The sequence below is a fragment of the Gemmatimonadota bacterium genome, from assembly GCA_009692115.1.
Taxonomy (GTDB): domain Bacteria; phylum Gemmatimonadota; class Gemmatimonadetes; order Gemmatimonadales; family GWC2-71-9; genus SHZU01.
Genome location: SHZU01000010.1, coordinates 1 through 18,898 on the forward strand (window position 1 = coordinate 1; position 18,898 = coordinate 18,898).

The 18,898-nt window shown below is 65.0% G+C and carries 17 protein-coding genes; 1 reads left to right on the forward strand and 16 read right to left on the reverse strand.

Translation table 11 applies throughout. The features are described 5' to 3' along the window. The 12 genes from EXR94_11760 to EXR94_11815 all read right to left on the reverse strand — a co-directional run. The coding region (locus EXR94_11760; protein ID MSR03393.1) for a hypothetical protein at nucleotides 1-123 on the reverse strand (123 nt) is incomplete at its 3' end. A 51-nt stretch (nucleotides 124-174) separates the two neighbouring features. Further along, nucleotides 175-804, reverse strand: a complete 630-nt coding sequence (locus EXR94_11765) for a regulatory protein RecX (GenBank protein ID MSR03394.1) — start codon at nucleotides 802-804, stop codon at nucleotides 175-177. Next, entirely contained in the window at nucleotides 791-1,846 is a 1,056-nt protein-coding gene (gene recA, locus EXR94_11770; protein ID MSR03395.1) for a recombinase RecA, read from the reverse strand. Before recA ends, EXR94_11765 begins: the two co-directional genes overlap by 14 nt. A gap of 117 nt (nucleotides 1,847-1,963) precedes the next feature. Beyond that, on the reverse strand, nucleotides 1,964-2,374 hold the full coding sequence (locus tag EXR94_11775; protein MSR03396.1) for a YraN family protein: 411 nt from the start codon (nucleotides 2,372-2,374) through the stop codon (nucleotides 1,964-1,966). A gap of 377 nt (nucleotides 2,375-2,751) precedes the next feature. After that, the gene (locus EXR94_11780) at nucleotides 2,752-5,007 is read right to left on the reverse strand and encodes a hypothetical protein (GenBank protein ID MSR03397.1); all 2,256 of its coding nucleotides are present in this window, start codon (nucleotides 5,005-5,007) and stop codon (nucleotides 2,752-2,754) included. After that, a complete protein-coding gene (locus EXR94_11785; GenBank protein MSR03398.1) occupies nucleotides 5,004-5,741 on the reverse strand; it encodes a 2-phosphosulfolactate phosphatase in 738 nt (245 codons plus the stop codon). The genes EXR94_11780 and EXR94_11785 overlap by 4 nt, the downstream gene beginning before the upstream one ends. Then, nucleotides 5,738-7,096 carry an acetyl-CoA carboxylase biotin carboxylase subunit gene (accC, locus tag EXR94_11790; GenBank protein ID MSR03399.1) on the reverse strand — a complete coding sequence of 453 codons (1,359 nt, stop codon included), beginning with the start codon at nucleotides 7,094-7,096 and terminating at the stop codon, nucleotides 5,738-5,740. The genes EXR94_11785 and accC overlap by 4 nt, the downstream gene beginning before the upstream one ends. Nucleotides 7,097-7,188: 92 nt before the next feature. Next, a complete protein-coding gene (locus EXR94_11795; GenBank protein ID MSR03400.1) occupies nucleotides 7,189-7,524 on the reverse strand; it encodes a hypothetical protein in 336 nt (111 codons plus the stop codon). Then, nucleotides 7,517-7,984, reverse strand: a complete 468-nt coding sequence (accB, locus tag EXR94_11800; GenBank protein ID MSR03401.1) for an acetyl-CoA carboxylase biotin carboxyl carrier protein — start codon at nucleotides 7,982-7,984, stop codon at nucleotides 7,517-7,519. The genes EXR94_11795 and accB overlap by 8 nt, the downstream gene beginning before the upstream one ends. 82 nt (nucleotides 7,985-8,066) lie before the next feature. After that, nucleotides 8,067-9,149, reverse strand: a complete 1,083-nt coding sequence (locus tag EXR94_11805; protein MSR03402.1) for an aminopeptidase P family protein — start codon at nucleotides 9,147-9,149, stop codon at nucleotides 8,067-8,069. Then, on the reverse strand, nucleotides 9,142-9,579 hold the full coding sequence (gene aroQ / locus EXR94_11810) for a type II 3-dehydroquinate dehydratase (GenBank protein ID MSR03403.1): 438 nt from the start codon (nucleotides 9,577-9,579) through the stop codon (nucleotides 9,142-9,144). Before aroQ ends, EXR94_11805 begins: the two co-directional genes overlap by 8 nt. Further along, nucleotides 9,579-10,772: a tetratricopeptide repeat protein gene (locus EXR94_11815; GenBank protein ID MSR03404.1), complete on the reverse strand. Its 1,194-nt coding sequence runs from the start codon at nucleotides 10,770-10,772 to the stop codon at nucleotides 9,579-9,581. The genes aroQ and EXR94_11815 overlap by 1 nt, the downstream gene beginning before the upstream one ends. Before the next feature lie 168 nt (nucleotides 10,773-10,940). Between EXR94_11815 and EXR94_11820 the strand changes: the two genes are divergently transcribed. Beyond that, nucleotides 10,941-12,794 (forward strand): hypothetical protein, encoded by a 1,854-nt coding sequence (locus EXR94_11820; GenBank protein MSR03405.1) that lies wholly within the window; start codon nucleotides 10,941-10,943, stop codon nucleotides 12,792-12,794. Nucleotides 12,795-12,883: 89 nt separating this feature from the next. On the opposite strand, the gene EXR94_11825 is transcribed toward EXR94_11820, so the two are convergent. From EXR94_11825 to tatC, 4 genes are all read right to left on the reverse strand, one after another. After that, a complete protein-coding gene (locus EXR94_11825; protein MSR03406.1) occupies nucleotides 12,884-13,132 on the reverse strand; it encodes a twin-arginine translocase TatA/TatE family subunit in 249 nt (82 codons plus the stop codon). 13 nt (nucleotides 13,133-13,145) lie between these two features. After that, nucleotides 13,146-13,418: a DUF4321 domain-containing protein gene (locus EXR94_11830; protein ID MSR03407.1), complete on the reverse strand. Its 273-nt coding sequence runs from the start codon at nucleotides 13,416-13,418 to the stop codon at nucleotides 13,146-13,148. 3 nt (nucleotides 13,419-13,421) lie between these two features. Next, nucleotides 13,422-15,182, reverse strand: coding sequence for a hypothetical protein (locus tag EXR94_11835; protein ID MSR03408.1), 1,761 nt, complete (start codon nucleotides 15,180-15,182; stop codon nucleotides 13,422-13,424). Nucleotides 15,183-15,357: 175 nt separating this feature from the next. After that, nucleotides 15,358-18,885: a twin-arginine translocase subunit TatC gene (tatC, locus tag EXR94_11840; protein MSR03409.1), complete on the reverse strand. Its 3,528-nt coding sequence runs from the start codon at nucleotides 18,883-18,885 to the stop codon at nucleotides 15,358-15,360. Nucleotides 18,886-18,898 lie beyond the last annotated feature (13 nt).

The following is an 18,898-nucleotide window of genomic DNA, read 5'->3' on the forward strand; positions in this document are numbered from 1 at the left end:
GCCGGCGTTGGTGAACAACAGGGTTGGATCATCGGCCGGAACCAGCGCCGACGAGGGGACTTCGCGATGCCCTTTGGCCGCGAAGTAGTCGAGAAAAAGTCTCCGAATCGTGCGTGCGTGCATGAGGCGGAATATAGGGAGTGACCCCCGGATCCGTGAGGCGGGCGGCCCGCCCTAGGCGACCGCCCGGATCAGCCGCACGACCTCGGATCCGGTATATCCGCGGCGGGCCAAGTAGGCCAGCAGCCGGCGCCGGACCGTAGCCGGTGGCAGCCCCTTGAGCTGCCCGGCGCGCCGGGCAATCAGGCCCTCGATGGCCGCCTGGGCCACCTCCGGCGCGCTCAACCCTTCGAGCGCCGTTTCCACCAAATCCTTGGCGACCCCCATTTGCACCAGCTCCCGCCGCAACCGGGCCGGGCCCCGCCCCCGCTCCGAACGCGAGCGGACGTAGAAAACGGCAAACGCCCGATCATCCAGATAGCCACCGGCTGCGGCCCGGTCCAGCGCCAACTGGACCATGTCGGGCGGATGGCCCTTGAGCGCCAGCCGCCGCTCCAAGTCGCGGCGCGCAAGCGGTCGCCGGCCGAGCAGTCGAATCACCGTGCGGTACGCGGCCTCCTGGTCAATCGCCCGGCTCAGCCGACCCGCTTGGTCGGGGCCGATGACGACCCCGACCTCCAGCCCCTCCTGACGAATCGCGTCCGCCGGCACGAGGAACACCGTTTTCCCACCGATGACGATGCGGACGGTTCCCTCGCGCCGGATGTCGGGCTCGATCGCCTCGATCGGCCTATTCGGCGTCACTCTCGTCCTCAGGGGGGCCGAGCCCCGGTTTCACCCCGAGCCATTCCTTGACCTTCTGCTCAACCTCGGCCAGCATGACCTGATTGTCCCGGATGAACAGCTTGGCGTTCTCCCGGCCTTGGCCGATCCGTTGCTCGCCGTAGGAGTACCAGGCGCCCGACTTCTGGATGATGTTGGCTTCCGAAGCCAGATCGACCAACAGCCCGGTGTGGCTGATGCCTTCGTCGAACAGAATGTCGAACTCCGCCTGTTTGAATGGCGGCGCCACCTTGTTCTTGACCACTTTAACCCGGACCCGGTTGCCGATGATGTTCTCCCGTTCTTTGACCGGACCGACCCGCCGGATATCGAGCCGGAGCGAGGCGTAGAACTTGAGCGCTTTACCGCCGGTCGTGGTCTCCGGATTCCCGAACATCACCCCGATCTTTTCGCGGAGCTGATTGATGAACACAACCGACGCATTGGAGCGGTGAATCGCCCCGGCCAGCTTCCGAAGCGCCTGGCTCATCAGCCGCGCCTGCAAGCCCATGTGACTGTCGCCCATTTCGCCTTCGATTTCGGCCTTTGGCACCAGCGCCGCCACCGAGTCGATGATCACCAAATCCACCGCGCCCGAGCGGACCAGGATCTCGACGATTTCGAGCCCCTGCTCCCCGGTATCGGGCTGCGACACCAGCAGGCTGTCCACATCCACGCCGAGCCGCCGGGCGTAGTCCACGTCCAAAGCATGCTCGGCGTCCACGTACGCCGCCGTTCCCCCGGTTTTCTGGACGTTGGCCGCCAAGTGGAGACACAACGTCGTCTTGCCCGACGACTCCGGACCGTAGATCTCGGTAATCCGGCCCCGCGGGATTCCGCCGATCCCGACCGCGGCATCGAGGTTCACCGCCCCGGTCGAAATGGCCCCGATTCGCTCCTTGGGCGCATCGGTTCCCATCCGCATGATGGAACCCTTGCCGAGCTGTTTTTCGATCTGGGCAATGGCGAGGTTGAGGGCCTTCCGGCGGTCGGCGGTGTGCCGAGATTCTTCTACAGGTGGCATTACGAGGGTTCCTTTTGGGCTTGAAGTACGCTTGTACCAACGTGGCCGTTTTTGATCCACAACATTACTTCAATGAATCTAGTGCCGAACATTATCCGAAGCAAGGGGTACACTTTTTCACTTTCCCACACCCCTCCAGGCGTCTTCGATGTGGAGAACATGTGGAAAACCTCCCACCGGCCAGCTCACTTCCACCACATCAAACCGGTACGCATCGTTCGGCCGACCTCGCCGAGCGATCCAGATTCCGGCCACCAAGCCCAGAACCTGGCGCTTCCGCCAGCCAATCGATTCGGCCCCGGTACCGAAGGCCACCCCCGAGCGCGCCTTCACCTCGACGAAGGCGACCAGAGCGCCCCGGCGGGCAATCAGGTCGAGGTCGTGGTGCCCGAACCGGAATCGGTGGGCTTCAATCCGCCAGCCGAGCGACTCGAGGTACTTGGCGGCGGCCAGTTCGCCGGCCAGGCCCCGCCGGTGACGAGGGTCGCGCCATTCGGCGGCGGGTCGGACCACGTTGGGCATCGGCATGAGCCAACATAGGAACGGACCGCCGGATCAAATAACCTTTCGAGCCCGGGCCAGGGCCTAATCAGCGCGATTTGGTTTCACGCTGACAATTGGTTCGGGGCGGCCAAGACGCCCGCCCCAGACTCCACCTATGGTTCGCTCCAGTGGGTCCGACCCCTTCTTCCCGGAGCTTCTCGATGGCGATTGCCCGCCTCTTCCTCCTGCTCGCCACGGCCCCACTGCAGGGGCAAGAACCAAAGCCGGCGGGCGGGTTGGATATGGGGGCCAGTTCCTGATCGTGATTCCGGAACTGGATCTGGTCGCGGTCGTCACGGCGGGCAACTACAACCAATATCGGATCTGGCGGGCGTTCCGGGAGTTCGCAGTACGGGGGGTCCCTACCCGCAGTACTCGTCCAATTGATCGAAACTGATCAGCACTTCGCGCGGTTTGCTGCCATCCGGCGGCCCGAGAATGCCCGCCGCGTGCAGTTGGTCGATGACCCGGGCGGCCCGGCCGTACCCGATCCGGAGCTTCCGCTGCAACAGCGAGGTCGAGCCGCCTTGGTTCTGGAGGCAGGCCTCGGCCGCCTCCCGGAAGAGCTGGTCCCGGTCGGCGGTGGCGGCGCCCTCGGGGCCGCCGGCCTCATCCGACTCCTGGGCTCGCATGAACTCGAGAATATCGGCTTCGTCCCGTTCCTTCTGCTCGGCCGCCCGGCGGGCTTCGCGCCGGACCCGGAACCACTCCATCACGGCCTCGGTCTCTTCGGTGCCGATATAGGCGCCTTGAATCCGCATCGGCTCGCTCTTGCCCGGGGGCAGGAACAGCATGTCGCCATTGCCTAACAGCGCCTCGGCGCCGTTCTGATCGAGGATGGTCCGGCTATCGACCTTCGAGGCAACCCGGAACCCGATCCGGCTCGGAAAGTTCGCCTTGATGAGACCGGTCAGGACGTTCACCGACGGCCGCTGGGTGGCGAGAATCAGGTGAATCCCGATAGCCCGGGCTTTCTGGGCCAACATCGCGAGTGGGGTTTCGACCTCGGCCGCGACGGTCATCATCAAATCCGCCAACTCGTCGACGACGATGACGATGTACGGCAGGATCCCTTCGCCATAGATATCGGATGGCGGCAGGTCGGGCGCCGTCGTCTCCACTTGGTTGCTGATGTCCTTGAGCGTCGGCGTTGGCCGGAGCGGGTTCCGAAGGGACTTACCCTCCTCGAGCTTGCGGTTGAAGTCGGCGATGTTCCTCGACCCGTTGGCGTGCAGCAGCTCGTACCGCCGGTTCATCTCGTAGACGGCCCACTTCAGGACCCGGGCGGCATCGTTGTTGTTGGTGACGACCTTGTGCCGGAGGTGGGGCAAATCATTGTACATCGAGAGCTCGACCATCTTCGGATCGACCATCAGGAAGCGGAGCTGCTTGGCGGTGTACCGATAGACGAGACAGCTGATGATGCTGTTGATCCCGACCGATTTGCCGGTGCCGGTGGCGCCGGCAATCAGGAGGTGGGGCATCTTCGCCAAATCGGCAATGACCGGTTTGCCCTCCAGGTCCCGGCCTAACACGACGGGCAGGATGGCCTTGGACCGATCCCACTCTTCGGCCTCGAGCATTTCACGGAGCGTAACCATCCGCGGCGAGGGATTCGGCACCTCGACCCCCACCGCACCTTTGCCGGGAATCGGCGCGACCCGGATGCTCGAGGCCCGCATCGTAATGGCCAAGTCATCGGCGAGCGCGATGATCCGCCCCGCCTTGACGCCCGGCGCCGGCACCACTTCGAACTGGGTCACCACCGGCCCGCTGGTCCGCCCCGCGATGGTGCCGTCGACCTTGAAGGTGCGGAGCGTGTCCATCAACAGTTGGCCCAATTTGTCGAGGGCGGCGGCGTCGGCGGTCGTGTCCTGGGCCGGAGGAGACTGCAGCAACTCGACCGGTGGGAGTTCGTTCTCGTCACCGGTTGGCAGGACCGCGGCGACCGCGGCCTTGAGGGCTTTGGCCACCTTGGCCGCCGGCTTCTTCTTCTCCGGCTTGGGCTCCGGCTCGGGCGGGGCCTCGACCACTTGATCGTCGTCCACCAGCGGGGTCGGTACGGCCTTGGCCACTCGCTTCGCTTCCGCGGGGGCCTCGGCCGGCACCGGCACCACCCCGGGCCGGTCGGCCTTCTCGAGCCGCCGGAGCGGATGCCAGGCCAGCGTCAAGATCGTCAGGGCCGACCCCGACAGGAACGCCAACAACAGACCCCCGGTCTTCCCGATCAGACCGGTCGCGCCGTAGGCCAACAAACCGGGCACGATTCCGGTGGCCCGGGCCGGCACGGTCCAGTCGAGCAGCGGCGGATCGAAGGCGGCCGGCGCGGCGCCGGTCACCACCCCGATGGTGAACGGGACGATCAGCGCCAAGCCGCCGAGCAGGAGCGCGGTCCGTTTCATGTCAAGGCGGGGCAACCGGTCGAAGCCGGCCAGGGCCAGCGCCAACCCCAGCACCGGCAGGCCCACCGCCCCGGCGCCCAGCCCCTTCCAGAGCAGGCTGCCTAACGTCCGGCCCACCGCCCCGGTTGGAATCTCGGGCACCAGGCAGAGCCCGGCAAAGACGCCGAGCACCAGGGCCGACAGGGCGCCAAGCCGGCGGCGGTCGTCGGTCGTCATCCGGGCATCCCCACCAACCGCCGGTCGTGAAACACCGGTAACACCGGATAGCGGTCCTGTTTGGCCGCCTCGCTCACGTCGTCCGACATCCCGATGGCCTCGAGGCCCCGGCCCGCGGCCGAACCCACCAGCGGCAGATCCCAGCGGCGGCCGTACCGGCGTACCAAGTCGACCGCGGCCACCGCGGCATCGTTCAAGCCATCGAGCCGAGTCCGGCTGCCTAACGTCTCTATCACCAGCCGGCCGGCCGTGTAGGCGTCGTCGAGCCCGAACCGCCCGTCCCGCCCGGCACACATGATCAAGAGGTCGAGGCCGTCGGCCAACAGCTGCCGGGCCCGGGCGCCCGCCACCGAGAGATTGACCGCCGAGACGACATACACATGGGCCGCACCCACGGTCGCGAGGAGCGCCCCCGTGCCATTGGTGGTGGTCATCACCAAGGTTTTGCCCTTGACCCGCGACTCGGTCATTTCAAGGGGGCTGTTCCCGAGGCCGAAGCCGGGAACCGGTTTGCCATGCCGTTCGCCGGTCAGGACGACATCGTCCGATCCGAGCGTTTGGAGCAGCTTCATCGCCTCTTCGATCGAACCGACCGGGATGATGCTCTTAGCGCCGTGCCAGAGCGCCGCGCTCATCGTGGTGGTGGCCCGGAGCACGTCGATCACGAATACCCCCCGGCCCGCGACCTCATCTTTCGCGAGGCTCGCAGGCGTGAAGGCGACATCGAGACTCATGGTTCCGGACGAAGGAGCTGGTTTTCCCGCTCGAGGAAACGGGTGTCGATGGTGCCGGCCACGAAATCGGGATGCCGAATCACCCGGGCCAAGAACGGAATCGTGGTCGTGACCCCTTCGAGAATGAAGCTGTCGAGGGCTTGCCCCATCCGCCGGAGCGCCTCATGCCGGTCCCGGCCATGCACGATGACCTTGGCCAGCAAGGAGTCGTAGTGGGGCGGGACCCGGTACCCGGCGTAGACATGGGTGTCGACCCGGACCCCAGGCCCGCCCGGAGGATGGTACGCGGTGATCAAACCCGGCGACGGCTGAAAGTTCCGATAGGGGTCCTCGGCGTTCACCCGGCATTCGATGGCATGACCCCGGAGACAGTTGAAGTTGACCGGGAAGCTGAGCGGCTCGCCCGCCGCCACCCGGACTTGCTCCTTGACCAAGTCAAACCCGGTGACCATTTCAGTAACCGGATGTTCGACTTGAATCCGGGTGTTCATTTCCATGAAGTAGAACGAGCCATCGGTATCGAGCAGAAACTCGATCGTCCCCGCGCCGACATAGCCGATGGCCGCCGCCAACGACACCGCCGCGGACCCCATCTGATCCCGGAGTTCGGCCGTCAGGGCCGGGCTCGGGCTCTCTTCGATCAGTTTCTGGTGGCGCCGCTGCACCGAGCAGTCGCGCTCGCCCAAATGCATGACCCGTCCATGCTGGTCGCCGATGATCTGGATTTCGACGTGGCGGGGATGCTCGAGGTACTTCTCGACATACACATCGCCGTTGCCGAAGGCGGACAGCGCTTCGTTCTGTGCCAGTCCGAACAACTGGCCGAACTGGTCGGCGTCATGGGCGATCCGCATGCCCTTCCCGCCCCCACCGGCCGTCGCCTTGATGATGACCGGGAACCCGATCTCCTGGGCCACCACCAGCGCCTCATCGACATCCGCCAGGATCCCCGCCGAGCCCGGCACCGTCGGCACCCCGGCCTCCTTGGCCAGTCGGCGGGCGGAGGCCTTGTCACCCATTTGCCGGATCTGATCGGGGGTCGGGCCGATGAAGGTGATGTTGGAGGCCCGGCAGATCTCGGCAAATTCGGCGTTTTCGGCCAAGAAACCGTAGCCCGGGTGAATGGCGTCGGCCCCGGTGATTTCGGCCGCCGCGATCAGCCGCGGGATATTGAGATAGGAACTCCGGCTCGGCGCCGGCCCGATGCAGACGTCGTCATCGGCAAACCGGACATGGAGCGACTCCCGGTCGGCCTCACTGTAGACGGCGACCGTGTGGACTCCGAGTTCCCGACAGGCGCGAATCACCCGAAGGGCGATCTCGCCGCGATTAGCGATCAGAACCTTATTAAACATGCCGGTCGTTGGAGGTAGTTCGACGCCGAAACACCCCGAGTCCGCCATCTGGCTGACCCGGGCTTCCCGGTTTCAACGTCGAAGAATGCCGATCAGGTCAGCGACACGTCTCTGGTCAAGTCCGACGGCGCCCAGTTGATCCCCGGAACATCGGCGAACGTCCGGTCCGAGGCCGCCGTCACCCCAGCGGCCCGCAAGGCGAACTCGCTCGGGTTACTCGCGTAGAACAGGGCACCGTCATAACGGATGACGCCCCGCTTGTACCACTGCATCAAGGATTGGTCGAACGACAGCATCCCGTACCCGACCGAACCTTCGGAGATCAGGTCGGGAATGTTGAGCGATTTCTCCAGGCTCCGGACGCTCTCGGCCACCGCCGCCGAATTGATCAAGACCTCCGCCGCCCCACCGCCGACCGGCTCACCCATTGGGATCCACCCGGTAAAGGACCTGGCCGAACTCAACCGGAGCCGAATCCTCCATGCACACCTCGCGAATGACTCCGCCGAACTCGGCCTCGATCTCGTTCATGATCTTCATCGCCTCGATGATGCACACCGTCCGCCCGGGCGAGACCCGGGCCCCGGCCTTGACGTACGGCTCGGACCCCGGCTCCGGGGATGCATAAAAGGTACCCACCATGGGCGACTTGATCTCTTTGAGCGTCGAGCGGACCGGCTCGGCCGGCGCCGGGGGCCCGGGGGGCGAGGCCGGGGCGGCTGGCATGGTATGCATCGGCATCATGGCCATCCCGGCCGGGGCCGAAAAGCCGTTGGAGGTCCGAGTCAGCACGACCCCGGTACCGAACCAGCCTTTCAGCTCGATCGAACCCACCTCGGGGGTTTCCCGGAGCAGGTCGACCAACCGCCGGACGTCCTTGATGTCGATCCCCTTGATCCCGGGGACCTTCTCGAACACTGCAACGAGTGCCTTGATCTCTTCAGGATTCATCGGTTACCGACGGCGCATGTTAGGTCAGTTCCATTAAGTCGGTTTTGCCGTCGGACAGGCAGACGGCCTGGTGCTCGAGCAAAACCACGTCGTCCTCGATCCGGACGCCCCCCCAACCTTCAAAATAGACGCCTGGCTCGACTGTGACCACCGCCCCCACCGGCAAGCGGGCCTCGTTCGTCTGGGAAAGCCGCGGCGCTTCATGCACTTCGAGCCCCAATCCATGGCCCAGCGAGTGACCAAACGCCTCCCCCATCCCCGCCCGGGCAATCAGGTCACGAGCCAGGGAATCGGCCTCCCGCCCGGTTAACCCGGCCCTGAGGCCCTCCCGGGCCCGCATTTGGGCCTTCTGGACGACCTCGTACACCAATCGCTGCCGTTCGTCGGCCCGGGCCCCGACCACGAACGTCCGGGTAATGTCGGAACAGTACCCGCCCACCTGGGCCCCGAAGTCCATCACCAGAAAGTCGCCCGACTGGATCGGCCGGGCGGTCGAACGGGCATGGGGCAGCGCACTCCGAGGGCCGGACGCCACAATCGACTGAAACGGGTGCCATTCGCTGCCGCGACGGCGAAGTTCCGCCTCCAGGTCGGAGGCGACCTCGAGTTCAGTGCGGCCCGCCCGGATCCCGGACTCGACCGCCGCCAGGGCCTCAGTCGCCAACCGGGCGGCCTCGCCGATCGCGGCAATTTCGGCTTCGTCCTTCGTGGCCCGAAGCTGCTCGACCACGTTACTCACTGGGACGAGTTCGAGGCCCGCCGGCTTCAGTTGATCCAGATCGGCCAGGGTAGTCCAGGCCCGGTCGATCCCCACCCGGGTAATCTGGTGGGCGGCCAGGGCCTGTCGGATCCCATCCCACAAGCTGGATCGTTCGACCCGGAGGTCGACGCTCCGCCCGACTTCTGCCGGGGCTTGGGTCGCGTACCGAAAATCGGTCACCAACACCACCCGTGCTCCGGTCACCAGCATCTTGGCCGAGGTGCCGGAGAATCCCGTCAGATACCTAATGTTGGCAGACCCGGTCACGATCATCGCCTCGAGCCCGAGATCCGCCAGTCCCTTCCGGAGCGCCGCCTGCCGCCGTTCCGTGCCGCTAGCCATCCGTCAGCCGGGCCGCCAGAGCCCGGAGGCCGAGCAAATAGCTCTGGGGCCCAAACCCGGCAATGACGCCGAGCGCCAAGTCGGCGACCAGCGAATGCCGCCGCACCTCATCCCGGGCAAACGGGTTCGAGAGATGCACTTCGACGAATGGGGTCCGGACCGCCAACAGCGCGTCCCGAATGGCCAGACTGGTGTGGGTGTAAGCCCCGGCATTCAAGATCAAGCCGTCGGCCCGGCCCGGCAGTGACTGGATCTGATCGATCAGGGCACCCTCATGGTTGCTCTGCGACCATTCGATGGTCATTCCAAGGTGCGCCGCCTCAACCCGGACGAGCGACTCCACTTGGTCGAGGGTGGCCCGGCCATAGACCTCGGGCTCCCGGGCGCCCAACAGGTTCAGATTGGGTCCGTTGAGGACGGTGACCCGCATTACCGGCGGAGCCCTTTCAGCCAACCGGTGAAGCTCTCGAGGTCATCGCCCGCGCCCGGCTCTTCAGCGTAGAACTCATCGAAGCTGGGCCCGGCTTCGGCCGACACAGGCGCGCTTTGGGTCCGCCGGTCTTCGCCGAAGACCGCCCCGAGACTCAAGCCCGAAGGAAGCTTGGCCTCCGGCGGTCTCGGTCGGCTGGCCGACAGCAACTGCTCGAAGAAGGACCGCACCGAGGTTCCCCCGATCAGCACGGCGGCAAACCCGGGAAGCGACAACGCCCCCGCCGGCTTGAGCTCAGCTTCGAGCCGCTCGATCGCCAGCCGGATCCGCTGGTCATCGGAGCTTCGGCCGACCAGCTGGCTGTAGACCGCGAGGGCGAGTTCCCGGTGCCCCTGCCGGAGGAAAATCTCCGCCATGGTTTCGGTCACCACCAGGTCGGGCTCCGCTTCCACGCCCGTCACCGCGGCTTGATCGTCGGCATCAAGCGACTGGTCGACTCCAACGTCGGCTTCAGCCACGACGGGGTCACCGACCTCAACCCGAAGTGACTCCGAGTCTCCCGCCTGCTGGTACTCGGTCGACGAGGCGGAAGAAAGCTCGATGGGGTCGTACCGCAGCACCTGGATCTGGTCTGAAGAATCGTCAACGATCTCGGCCCGGGGGAGGGTGTCGTCGCTTGCGGCGATCGGATCCCGGACCGCCTCAGCCACTTCGAGGAGCGGGCTTTCCACCTCCGGTTCAGCGACCGGTACCGGGGCCAGGTCGGCCGGCGGCGGGTTCGAGCCGGCCAGCGCCGACCGAACCCGGTCCCACTGCGAGCGGGCTTCCTCGTTGTTGCGATCGAAATCGAGCAACCGCTCCAACCGCCGCGCCGCGTCCGGGTAGCGCCCCGCCCGCTCGGCAATCTCCGCCAAGCCCTTCAGGGCAATTCCGTTTTCCGGATCGAGATCGAGGACCCGGCCATAGGAGGCATCCGCCGCGCCATCGGCCCCGGAATCGACCAGACAGCGACCGCGGACAATATGGGCCGGCACGTAGTTGGGATGCTGGGCGAGACCGGCCGTGAGCAGTTCCAGGGCCTCCGGCACCATCCCATCCTTGCGGTATGCTTCGGCCAAGGGCGCGAAGGTCAGCCCGAGCCGGTTTTCCTGCCACCGGCGTTGGAGTTTCTCGATTTCGCGGGATGGCGCCATAGGTTTTCGTGTCTTATGCGCTAAGTTGTTGCGGCATTTGAGGTAACATTAGTACTTCGGAACCGGACCTGTCAATCGGCAACCCAACCCGACCGCTTGAGCAACACCCCGACGCAGGTTACCTTTTCCGGTTTCCCAGCTGTGGTTTTTCTCGGAGCGTATCGCCCCATGATGCAAGCATTTCGAAACGCAGCGAAGCCAGTCATCTTCGTGGTGACCATCTCGTTCTTTGCCTGGCTCGTGTTTGACCTGAGTGGGCTCGGCACCAGCACTGGGAGCATCTTTTCGTCCCAATCGGTCGGGAAAGTCAACGGCCGCTCGATCGATGTCCGGGCCTTTGACCAGCGGGTCCAGAACGTGATGTCCCAACAGCAACAGCAAGGGGCATCGCTCGGGCTCGACCAGATCCAGGAAATTCGCAATCAGGTCTGGGATGAATCAATCCGCGAGGTGCTGCTCCGGGCCGAATACGGGAAACGGGGCCTCTCGGTGTCGTCGGACGAAGTGGCGGACGCGATTCGGAACGTCCCGCTGCCGGACCTTCAACAGGTCCCAACCTTCCAAACCGACGGCCAGTTCGACATGGAGAAGTATCGGCGCTGGCTCGCGTCTGCGGAAGGCCAGCAGTACGTCCCCGGCCTCGAAGCCCAATATCGCGACCAACTGCTCCAGGCTAAGCTGTTCCGTTCCGTGGTGTCGGACGTGTTCATCTCCGACGCCACGCTCTGGGAGCGCTACCGCGACGAGCGAGAGCAGGCCAAGGTCGGGATGGTCCGGATCGACCCGGCCACGACGGTCACCGATCAGAGCGCACCGGTCACGGCTCAGGAGGCCGAGGCCTACTATGGCCAGCACCGCGATGAATTCAAGCGCGAGAAGAGTGCCTTCCTGAGCTACTTGTACGTGCCGCGAACCACCGTGACCTCCGACTCCGCGGCCGCCATGGCCCGGGCGGTGGCCGCTCGCGACGAAATCACGAAGGGCGCTCCGTTCGACGAGGTGGCCCGCCGTGAGTCATCCGACAGCCTGAGCGCCGCCAAAGGCGGCGACCTCGGTCAGTTGAAGCGTTCCGATCTCCCGGCGCCAGTGGCCACTGCCATGGCAAGCTTGCCGCTCAACACCGTGTCGGCCCCGGTTCTGAGCCAGTTCGGCTATCACCTCCTCAAGGTCGAGAGCCGCACCGGCGATTCAGTGCGGGCCCGCCACATCGTGATCCCCGTCGAGGTCACCGGGGCACACCGCGACCAGCTTGACAAGATCGCGGATTCCCTCGAACTCCTCGCCGCCGAGAAACTCGACCCGTCGGCGATCGATACCACCGCGCGGGCCCTCGGCCTCACGGTCCGGCGAGTCGGTCCGGTCACCGAGGGATCCCGGGTCTTCGTACCCGAAGGTGGGCAGGTGCCGGATGCCGGGGTGTGGGCGTTCCAGGCCAAGCCGGGCGAGCACAGTCAGATCATCGAAGCGCCGAACGCGTTCTACGTCTTCCGGCTCGACAGCACCCAGAAGGCGGGGGTCCCCCCTCTCTCGGCCGTCAAAGCGGAGGTCGAGGCCAAGGTCCGATCCGGCAAGAAGACCGAGGAGGCCAAACGGATGGCCGGGAATCTGGCGAAGCAGGTCGCCGCTGGCACCGGCCTGGCCAACGCCGCCAGGGGGATGGGCTTCGAATACCGCGAAATAGGGCCCTTCGCGCGACTGACGTCACCCTTGGGAGCGCCGACCCTCATTGGGACGGCGTTCTCTTTGAAGCAGGGGGAGATCGGCGGACCGGTGACCCTCAATGCCAGGACCGGCGACGCGGGGGTCTACGTGTTTGAGGGTCTCGGGATTACGGCGGCCGACTCGGCCGACTTCGTGAAGAACCTCCCGTCGATCCGCCAGCAGGCCCTGCAGTCAGCCAAGCGAAGCCGGGTTCAGGCGTATCTTGCCGCGCTTCGGGAGTCGGCGACGGTGGTCGACCGCCGGTCGGAGATCTACAAGACCGCGGCGCAAACCACCGCAGCCTTGCCGGCCTCGCGTTAGCGGGACGGCCGGCTCGGTCCGAAACGCCAAACGGGGCGACCACTCAGTGGTCGCCCCGTTTTCCGTTCGGTGCCGGCCCCGAATCTGACTTACTGCGAGAGCCGCTTTGGTTCACTCGATGTCGGCGGTTGGGCGGGGGCATCGAGTTGGCGCGACGGGGCTGCCCGGTCATCGGTGCCGCTGGTGACGGCGTCCGACGTGTCGGAGAGACTCCGCTTGAACTCCCGAATTCCCTTGCCAAGCGACTGCCCGATTTCCGGGAGCCGTTTGGCGCCGAAGACCAACAAGGCAATCAGGCCGAGAACGAGGATTTCGGTAAAGCCGATATTCGAGAACATGGGGAGACTCCTGCTAGAAAAGCGACCGGGCAACCAAGTAGGCTATCAGCACACCAAGCACACTAAGCAGCGATACCTCAACCCCGACAGGGCCGAGAGTGAAGTCTAGCACGAGGAGCTTCATGGTGACAGGTCCGAACTCACCCCGGGCGGCTGTGGTAAAGAACGCCCGGGCCGGACTTTCCGGTAGAATCCGGCTCAGGAATGCCTGGAGGAAACCGCCTAACAGAAAGCCAGTCACCAAGATGGCGACGTAGTAGCGGGGCCGACGGGGTCCGGATGTCATGGCCTAATTTCGGCGTTCCATGACGAACGTCACGGCGGCTCGAAGGAGCTCGCGATCGGGGCCCGGCGCCAGCCATTCCAGTTCCCGGGCCGCCTCATCCGCCAGGCGCTGGGCCCGGCCCCGGGCATACTCGAGTCCGCCGGCGGTCCGAACGTGCTCCACCACCCCCGCCACTTGTTCGGCAGTGGGATCCGGAGCGGCCATGAGGGCGTTGACATCGCTCCGTTGCGGACCGGTCAGCCTGGGCAACGCGTGAATCAGCGGCAAGGTCACCTTGTGCTCCCTGAGATCGTGGCCAGTGGGCTTTCCGGTCACCGTTTCGACTTCGGTAAAGTCAAGCAGGTCATCGACGATCTGAAAGGCCATCCCGAGCGCATTTCCGAACCTGGCCATGGCCGCGCGCACCTCTTGAGACGCCCGAAGGGCGCCGCACTCGCACGCCCCCGAGAGGAGGGAGGCCGTTTTAGCCCGAATCAGGAGATCGTAGCTCTCTTCGCTGAAGGTCAGCGGGTCGTGGGCCAGCAGCTGCCGCATCTCCCCGATGGTCATCTCGTTGGTGACCCGGCCGAGCACTTCGAGCGGTTTGAGGTCGGCGAGGTTGACCAACTCGATCACGGCCCGCGAATAGAGATAATCGCCCATGATCACCGACACCTGGTGACTGAAGAGCGCGTTGATCGTCGGCATCCCGCGGCGGAGGACGGAGTGATCGACGGAGTCGTCGTGCACCAAGGTGGCGAGGTGAATCAGCTCGACAACGGCGGCCAACCGGACCACCCGGTCATCGAGCGAGCCGGTGGCCCGATTGACGAGGAACAGCAGGGTCGGGCGGAGCATCTTGCCCTGCATCCGCAGGAGATGCGAATTGACGTCCCCAATCAGCGCAAAGTCGGCCTCGATCGCCCGGCCGATCTGGGTCCGGACCCCCTCGAGATTGTCGTGCAGGTCGGCCTGCAGATCGGCGAGCGACACCACGGTCGCGCTCGAGGTCACGGAGCCCCCGTTCAGGAGTTCCAGGCCATCGACCGGCCCGGTCGGCTCTGCGGGCCGATCGTAGCTCGCCCCAAGATCGAGAAAGACCAGTCCGTCGCCACCGGCCCCCGGCCGATACGGCGACGGCAGGCTGGCACCCGGATTGGCCGCCGAGCCGTTGGCGTCGGACTCGAGCGTCTCGGTCCGCTCCCGGCTGGCCTGGGACCCGGCGGCGCTGCCCCGCGACTCGAGCTCCACGGCTAGGCGTTCAAACTGCTCCCCGGCCTCTTCGTTCCGGGACGCCGCGCGGAGCAGCTCCACCAACATCGGACCGATATCAGGATTCCCGACGAACTGCTCGGCAAACGAATTGACCGCCTTCAGGGCCTCCTCGCGGTGGTGAAGCGCATCCATCCGCTCGAGGTACTCCACCAGATTGCGCTTGGCGTCGCTGACAAAATTCTTCCGGGCATTGAGCTGGGCGAGGCGGAGGTAGGTGCTGGTCCGGCCGGGGTCCGCTCGGAGGATCTTACTGCACAGCGCAATCGCGTTGTTGAAAAACCCCTGCTCGGTGTAGAGATCGGAGGCCTGCTCGTAGGCGCGGATCGCGGCGCCGGAGTCGCCACCGCGCATTTCGAGATCGCCAATCCGGTTGTACGGCGACGGGTCGGGCACCCCTTCGCCCGACTCTTCGAACTCCCGGAGCGCTTTCTTGTACACGTCAATGGCAGGACGCCACTGGCCGCTTTGCTCGTACTTGCGCGCTGACTCTTTGAGCTTGTCGAGGTTCATCCGACTCGCGAGTAAAGGGGGCCGAGTGGCACGAATCGCACTAGGCGCGTCAACATCTTGTAGCGACGTAAGATAGGCCCGCTGGAACGGGCCAGGCAAGCCGGGTCATGGGGGCCGCCGCCCGGTCGGGACGGCCTGCAGGGTCCGGGCCAGCGGCTCCCCGGGCCGATCGGACCTACCGCCGGTCGGATTGGATGGTGTTTTGGCGGTAATCGAACTTGATGTCCGGCAAATCGATCAGGGTCACCAGGAACGAGAACTGGAAGTTGCCATTCGGGCTTCGGAGGAATGAAAAGGTCGCTCGCCAGTCGTGGAGGTCGCGGGTCAGATTGAGTTGTTGAGACTCAAATTTCTTTTTGGTCACGTCATACTGGGTGTTCCAGCTGACCTGCCAGAACTGGGTCGGGGCAAAGCTGGTATTGAGCGAGAGGTTGCTTCGGTTCGGGGCCCGGAGGGCGGCCGTCTGGGCTACGGGCCGGTTCCGGGCGATGGTCAAATTCACATTGGCGTTGAAGCCGCGCTGGCCCCGGGTGTAGGTCTGGTTGGAGGTGAAGCCGGTGCCCCGCCGGAGGTCGTCGACCCCGCCAAACGGAGACTGGCCCGGCAGGTTTGGGGCCCGGGCCGGCTGGGCCGTTTCCTTGGTCGCCGGTTCCGTGGTCAGGCCGAGCAATCGTCCGATCGACTTGAAGGTGCCGTCGGTCAGCGAAAAACTCGCCGTCACCCCGGACAGGAACGGGTTGAATCGGGCGGTGTCGCTGTCGAACTGGCCGATGAAGAGGTCGTGGGAAAGCGACAGGTTGAGCCCGGGCACCAGATCGCTGAGGAGACTGTTGGTCAGTGAGCCGCTGCCCCAGCCGGTCCGGCCGGGCTGTTTGGCCTTTTCGAAGTCATAGGACATTCCGCTGGTGCTGATGCTCAGGATCCGAATCTTCTTGACCGCGGCATCGGTCGTGTCACCGGCCGGGCGCTTGGACTTGCCCTCGAAATTCTGACTCAGGGTCAGGTTGAGATTCTGGCTCGGAATGCTCTCCAACACCAGCGGCTGGCCGACCGGGGTGATCGCCCGGGCAAACTCGAGCGGAACCGCGGCGGCCGGGCTATACGAGTAATTGAGCGACGGCTGAATGGTATGGCGAATCTTGGCGAGGGGGCCGATCCCGGGAAAGAACCCGTAGAACGTGGGCGACACCGACACCCCGAACTGCAGCCGCTTGCCTTGCCGGACGAACTGTCCGTCGGTCCGTTCGTTTCGAACGGCAAAGGGCCCCGACGTAATGTTGGTGATGCCCACGTTCGGCGTGACCTTCCACGAGGTCCGGAACACGATCGGCAAGTTGATCCCGGTTTGCCAGTCGAATTCACTGCCGAATCCCCCACCCCGGACCCGCCGGACCGTGATCGAGTCGGTGGGATCAGGGGTGTCGTCGTTCGGCAGTTTGACGACCTCTTCCCGAAGGCCGGCGGAGTCGGCATCAATCAAGCTCACCGCGTTCTGCCATTGGAATCCGCCGATTCGAAGCGGCGTGTTCATAGTAAAACGGCTGACCCGACTCCCGCCCGTCACCTTGAGCGTGTCGACCTGGCCGCCGATACCCCGGGGCACCAGCACCGACGGCAGCGGCTGCCGGAACCTCACGTCGCGATTGAAATTGAGGTCCGGCGACCAGGTGACGTTGGTCCCAAAATCAAGCGGCTTGGGCGACACGGAGAGCGACGGCTCGGTCCGCGAACCGCTGCCGTCGGTCACGTTCTGGCTCCGGGTCCAACCAACCGCGACGTTGCCCCACTTGAACTGACGGTTCAAATTGGAGGAGCTTCGAATCTGCTGGGTGGTGAGGCGCGGGTCGATCGAGTTCCGGCGAATGATCGACGAATTGGTCGAGTAATCGAGGCTGACGTTCAGTTTGGTGGTGATGTTGAACGACTGACTGTGGTTCCAGACGATCCGGGTATTGGAGTTCCCCGACCCCGACCCGATTTCACTGCTCTTCGAAAAGCTGACGGCCCCCCGCGCAAACTTGTCGATCCACCGGTACTGCCCCTCGAACCCCAACTCGATATACCGGTTCGAAAACCAATCGAACCGGCCGAGCAGATCGACATAGTCGTTGGGAGCCCAATAGTACCCGATGTTCCGGACGGTTCGATTGTAGGCGCGGCTCGGCCGGACGATGTCGTTAAAGCCAAATTCGGGGATCAAGATCCCCGAACGCCGACCCCGCTTGGTATCCTGAAAGAGAAACGGAATCCAGGCGATCGGGACATCCCGGATGTACAGAACCGCGGGCCGGGCCACCATGACCGACCCGTTGACCCACTTGAGCTCTTTGGCCGCAAAGTGGTAGTGCGAATCCGGCAAGTCACAACTGGTGATCTCCTGGGCCCGGGCGTAGATCCGGCTGGTGGACGAATCCATCGCGATATTGCCGCTGATGATCCAGTTGGCTCCCTGCTGCGGAAAGGTCGTCCGGCCATCCTGAACCAGCCCCCGCTCCGCACAGGTGTTGAACTGGACCTGACGGCCGACCACCACGGTACCCTCCTGAAACAGGTGGGGCTCCCCCTCCGCGTCGAACCGGCAATCGCCCGCCCGATAGTCGATGTGGCGAGCTTCGAGCGTGGATCCCGCCCGCTCGGTCATGGCATTGCCGTCCAGTTTCACGACCCGGTCTATAGTTTGAACCCGGGCCGTATCCGACCGGTATCGGGTCACATCATACCCCTCGAGTTCGAGCAGATCATCGACAATCGAGTCCGGGGCGGCGAAGCTCAGCTTCGGGGCGGTGGGAATGCCGAGGCGGCGGGCGCTCGCGGTATCAAGCGGGGTTGGTGTCCGAGTGCCGGTGTCGGCCGGATTCTGGCGGGGACTCTGCTGGGCCACCGGTCGGGGCGGCGGGATCGGGCGCTGGGCGTCGAGCCGGGTTGGAAACCCAAACGCCACCAGCGCCATCAACGCGGCGGCGGCCGCCCGGATCCGCCGTCGGTGGACGATCCACGCCCCCGCAAACCCAACCTCGTACAGGATCAACAACGGAATCGACATCATCATCATCGAGAAGATGTCGGTACCTGGCGAGAGAATCGCTCCGCCCGCAAAAGCCAGGACCGCGGCAAACCGGCGGAACCGGTGCAGCATGGCCGGGGTCACGACCCCGAGAACCGCCAGCATGATGATGACCAGCGGCAGTTCGGCCGAAATCCCCATGGCCAGCACCACCTGAAGCACGAATGAAAAATACTCGCGATAGGTGATGAGCATATCGAACGTGCCGGGCTGGAACCCGAGCAGGACGCGAAGGGCCTCGGGTACGATGAAGATGAAGCTCAGCACCGCACCGCTGACGAACAAAAGGAACCCGGCGAAGAGCGCGGGGACGATCGCCCGCTTTTCCCGGTCGTAGAGCGCCGGGGCCAAGAACGCCCAGAGCTGCCAGATGAGGACCGGCGACGCCAACACCAGCCCCACGATGAGCCCGAGCTGCAACACGATCATGAACGGCTCGGTCGGGCTATGAATGACGAGATGCCGGCCCTCGAGCAGCGGCGTGATCGGGGCTTGCAGGATGTCGACGAGGCGGAACTGGCTGACAATCCAGATCCCGGCCCCGACCGCCGCCGCCAGGGCAATCACGGCCTTGACGAGTCGACTTCGAAGTTCCTCGAGGTGGTCGAGGAACGGCATTTCACCGCTGGACCGAGCCATCACCCACTCAACC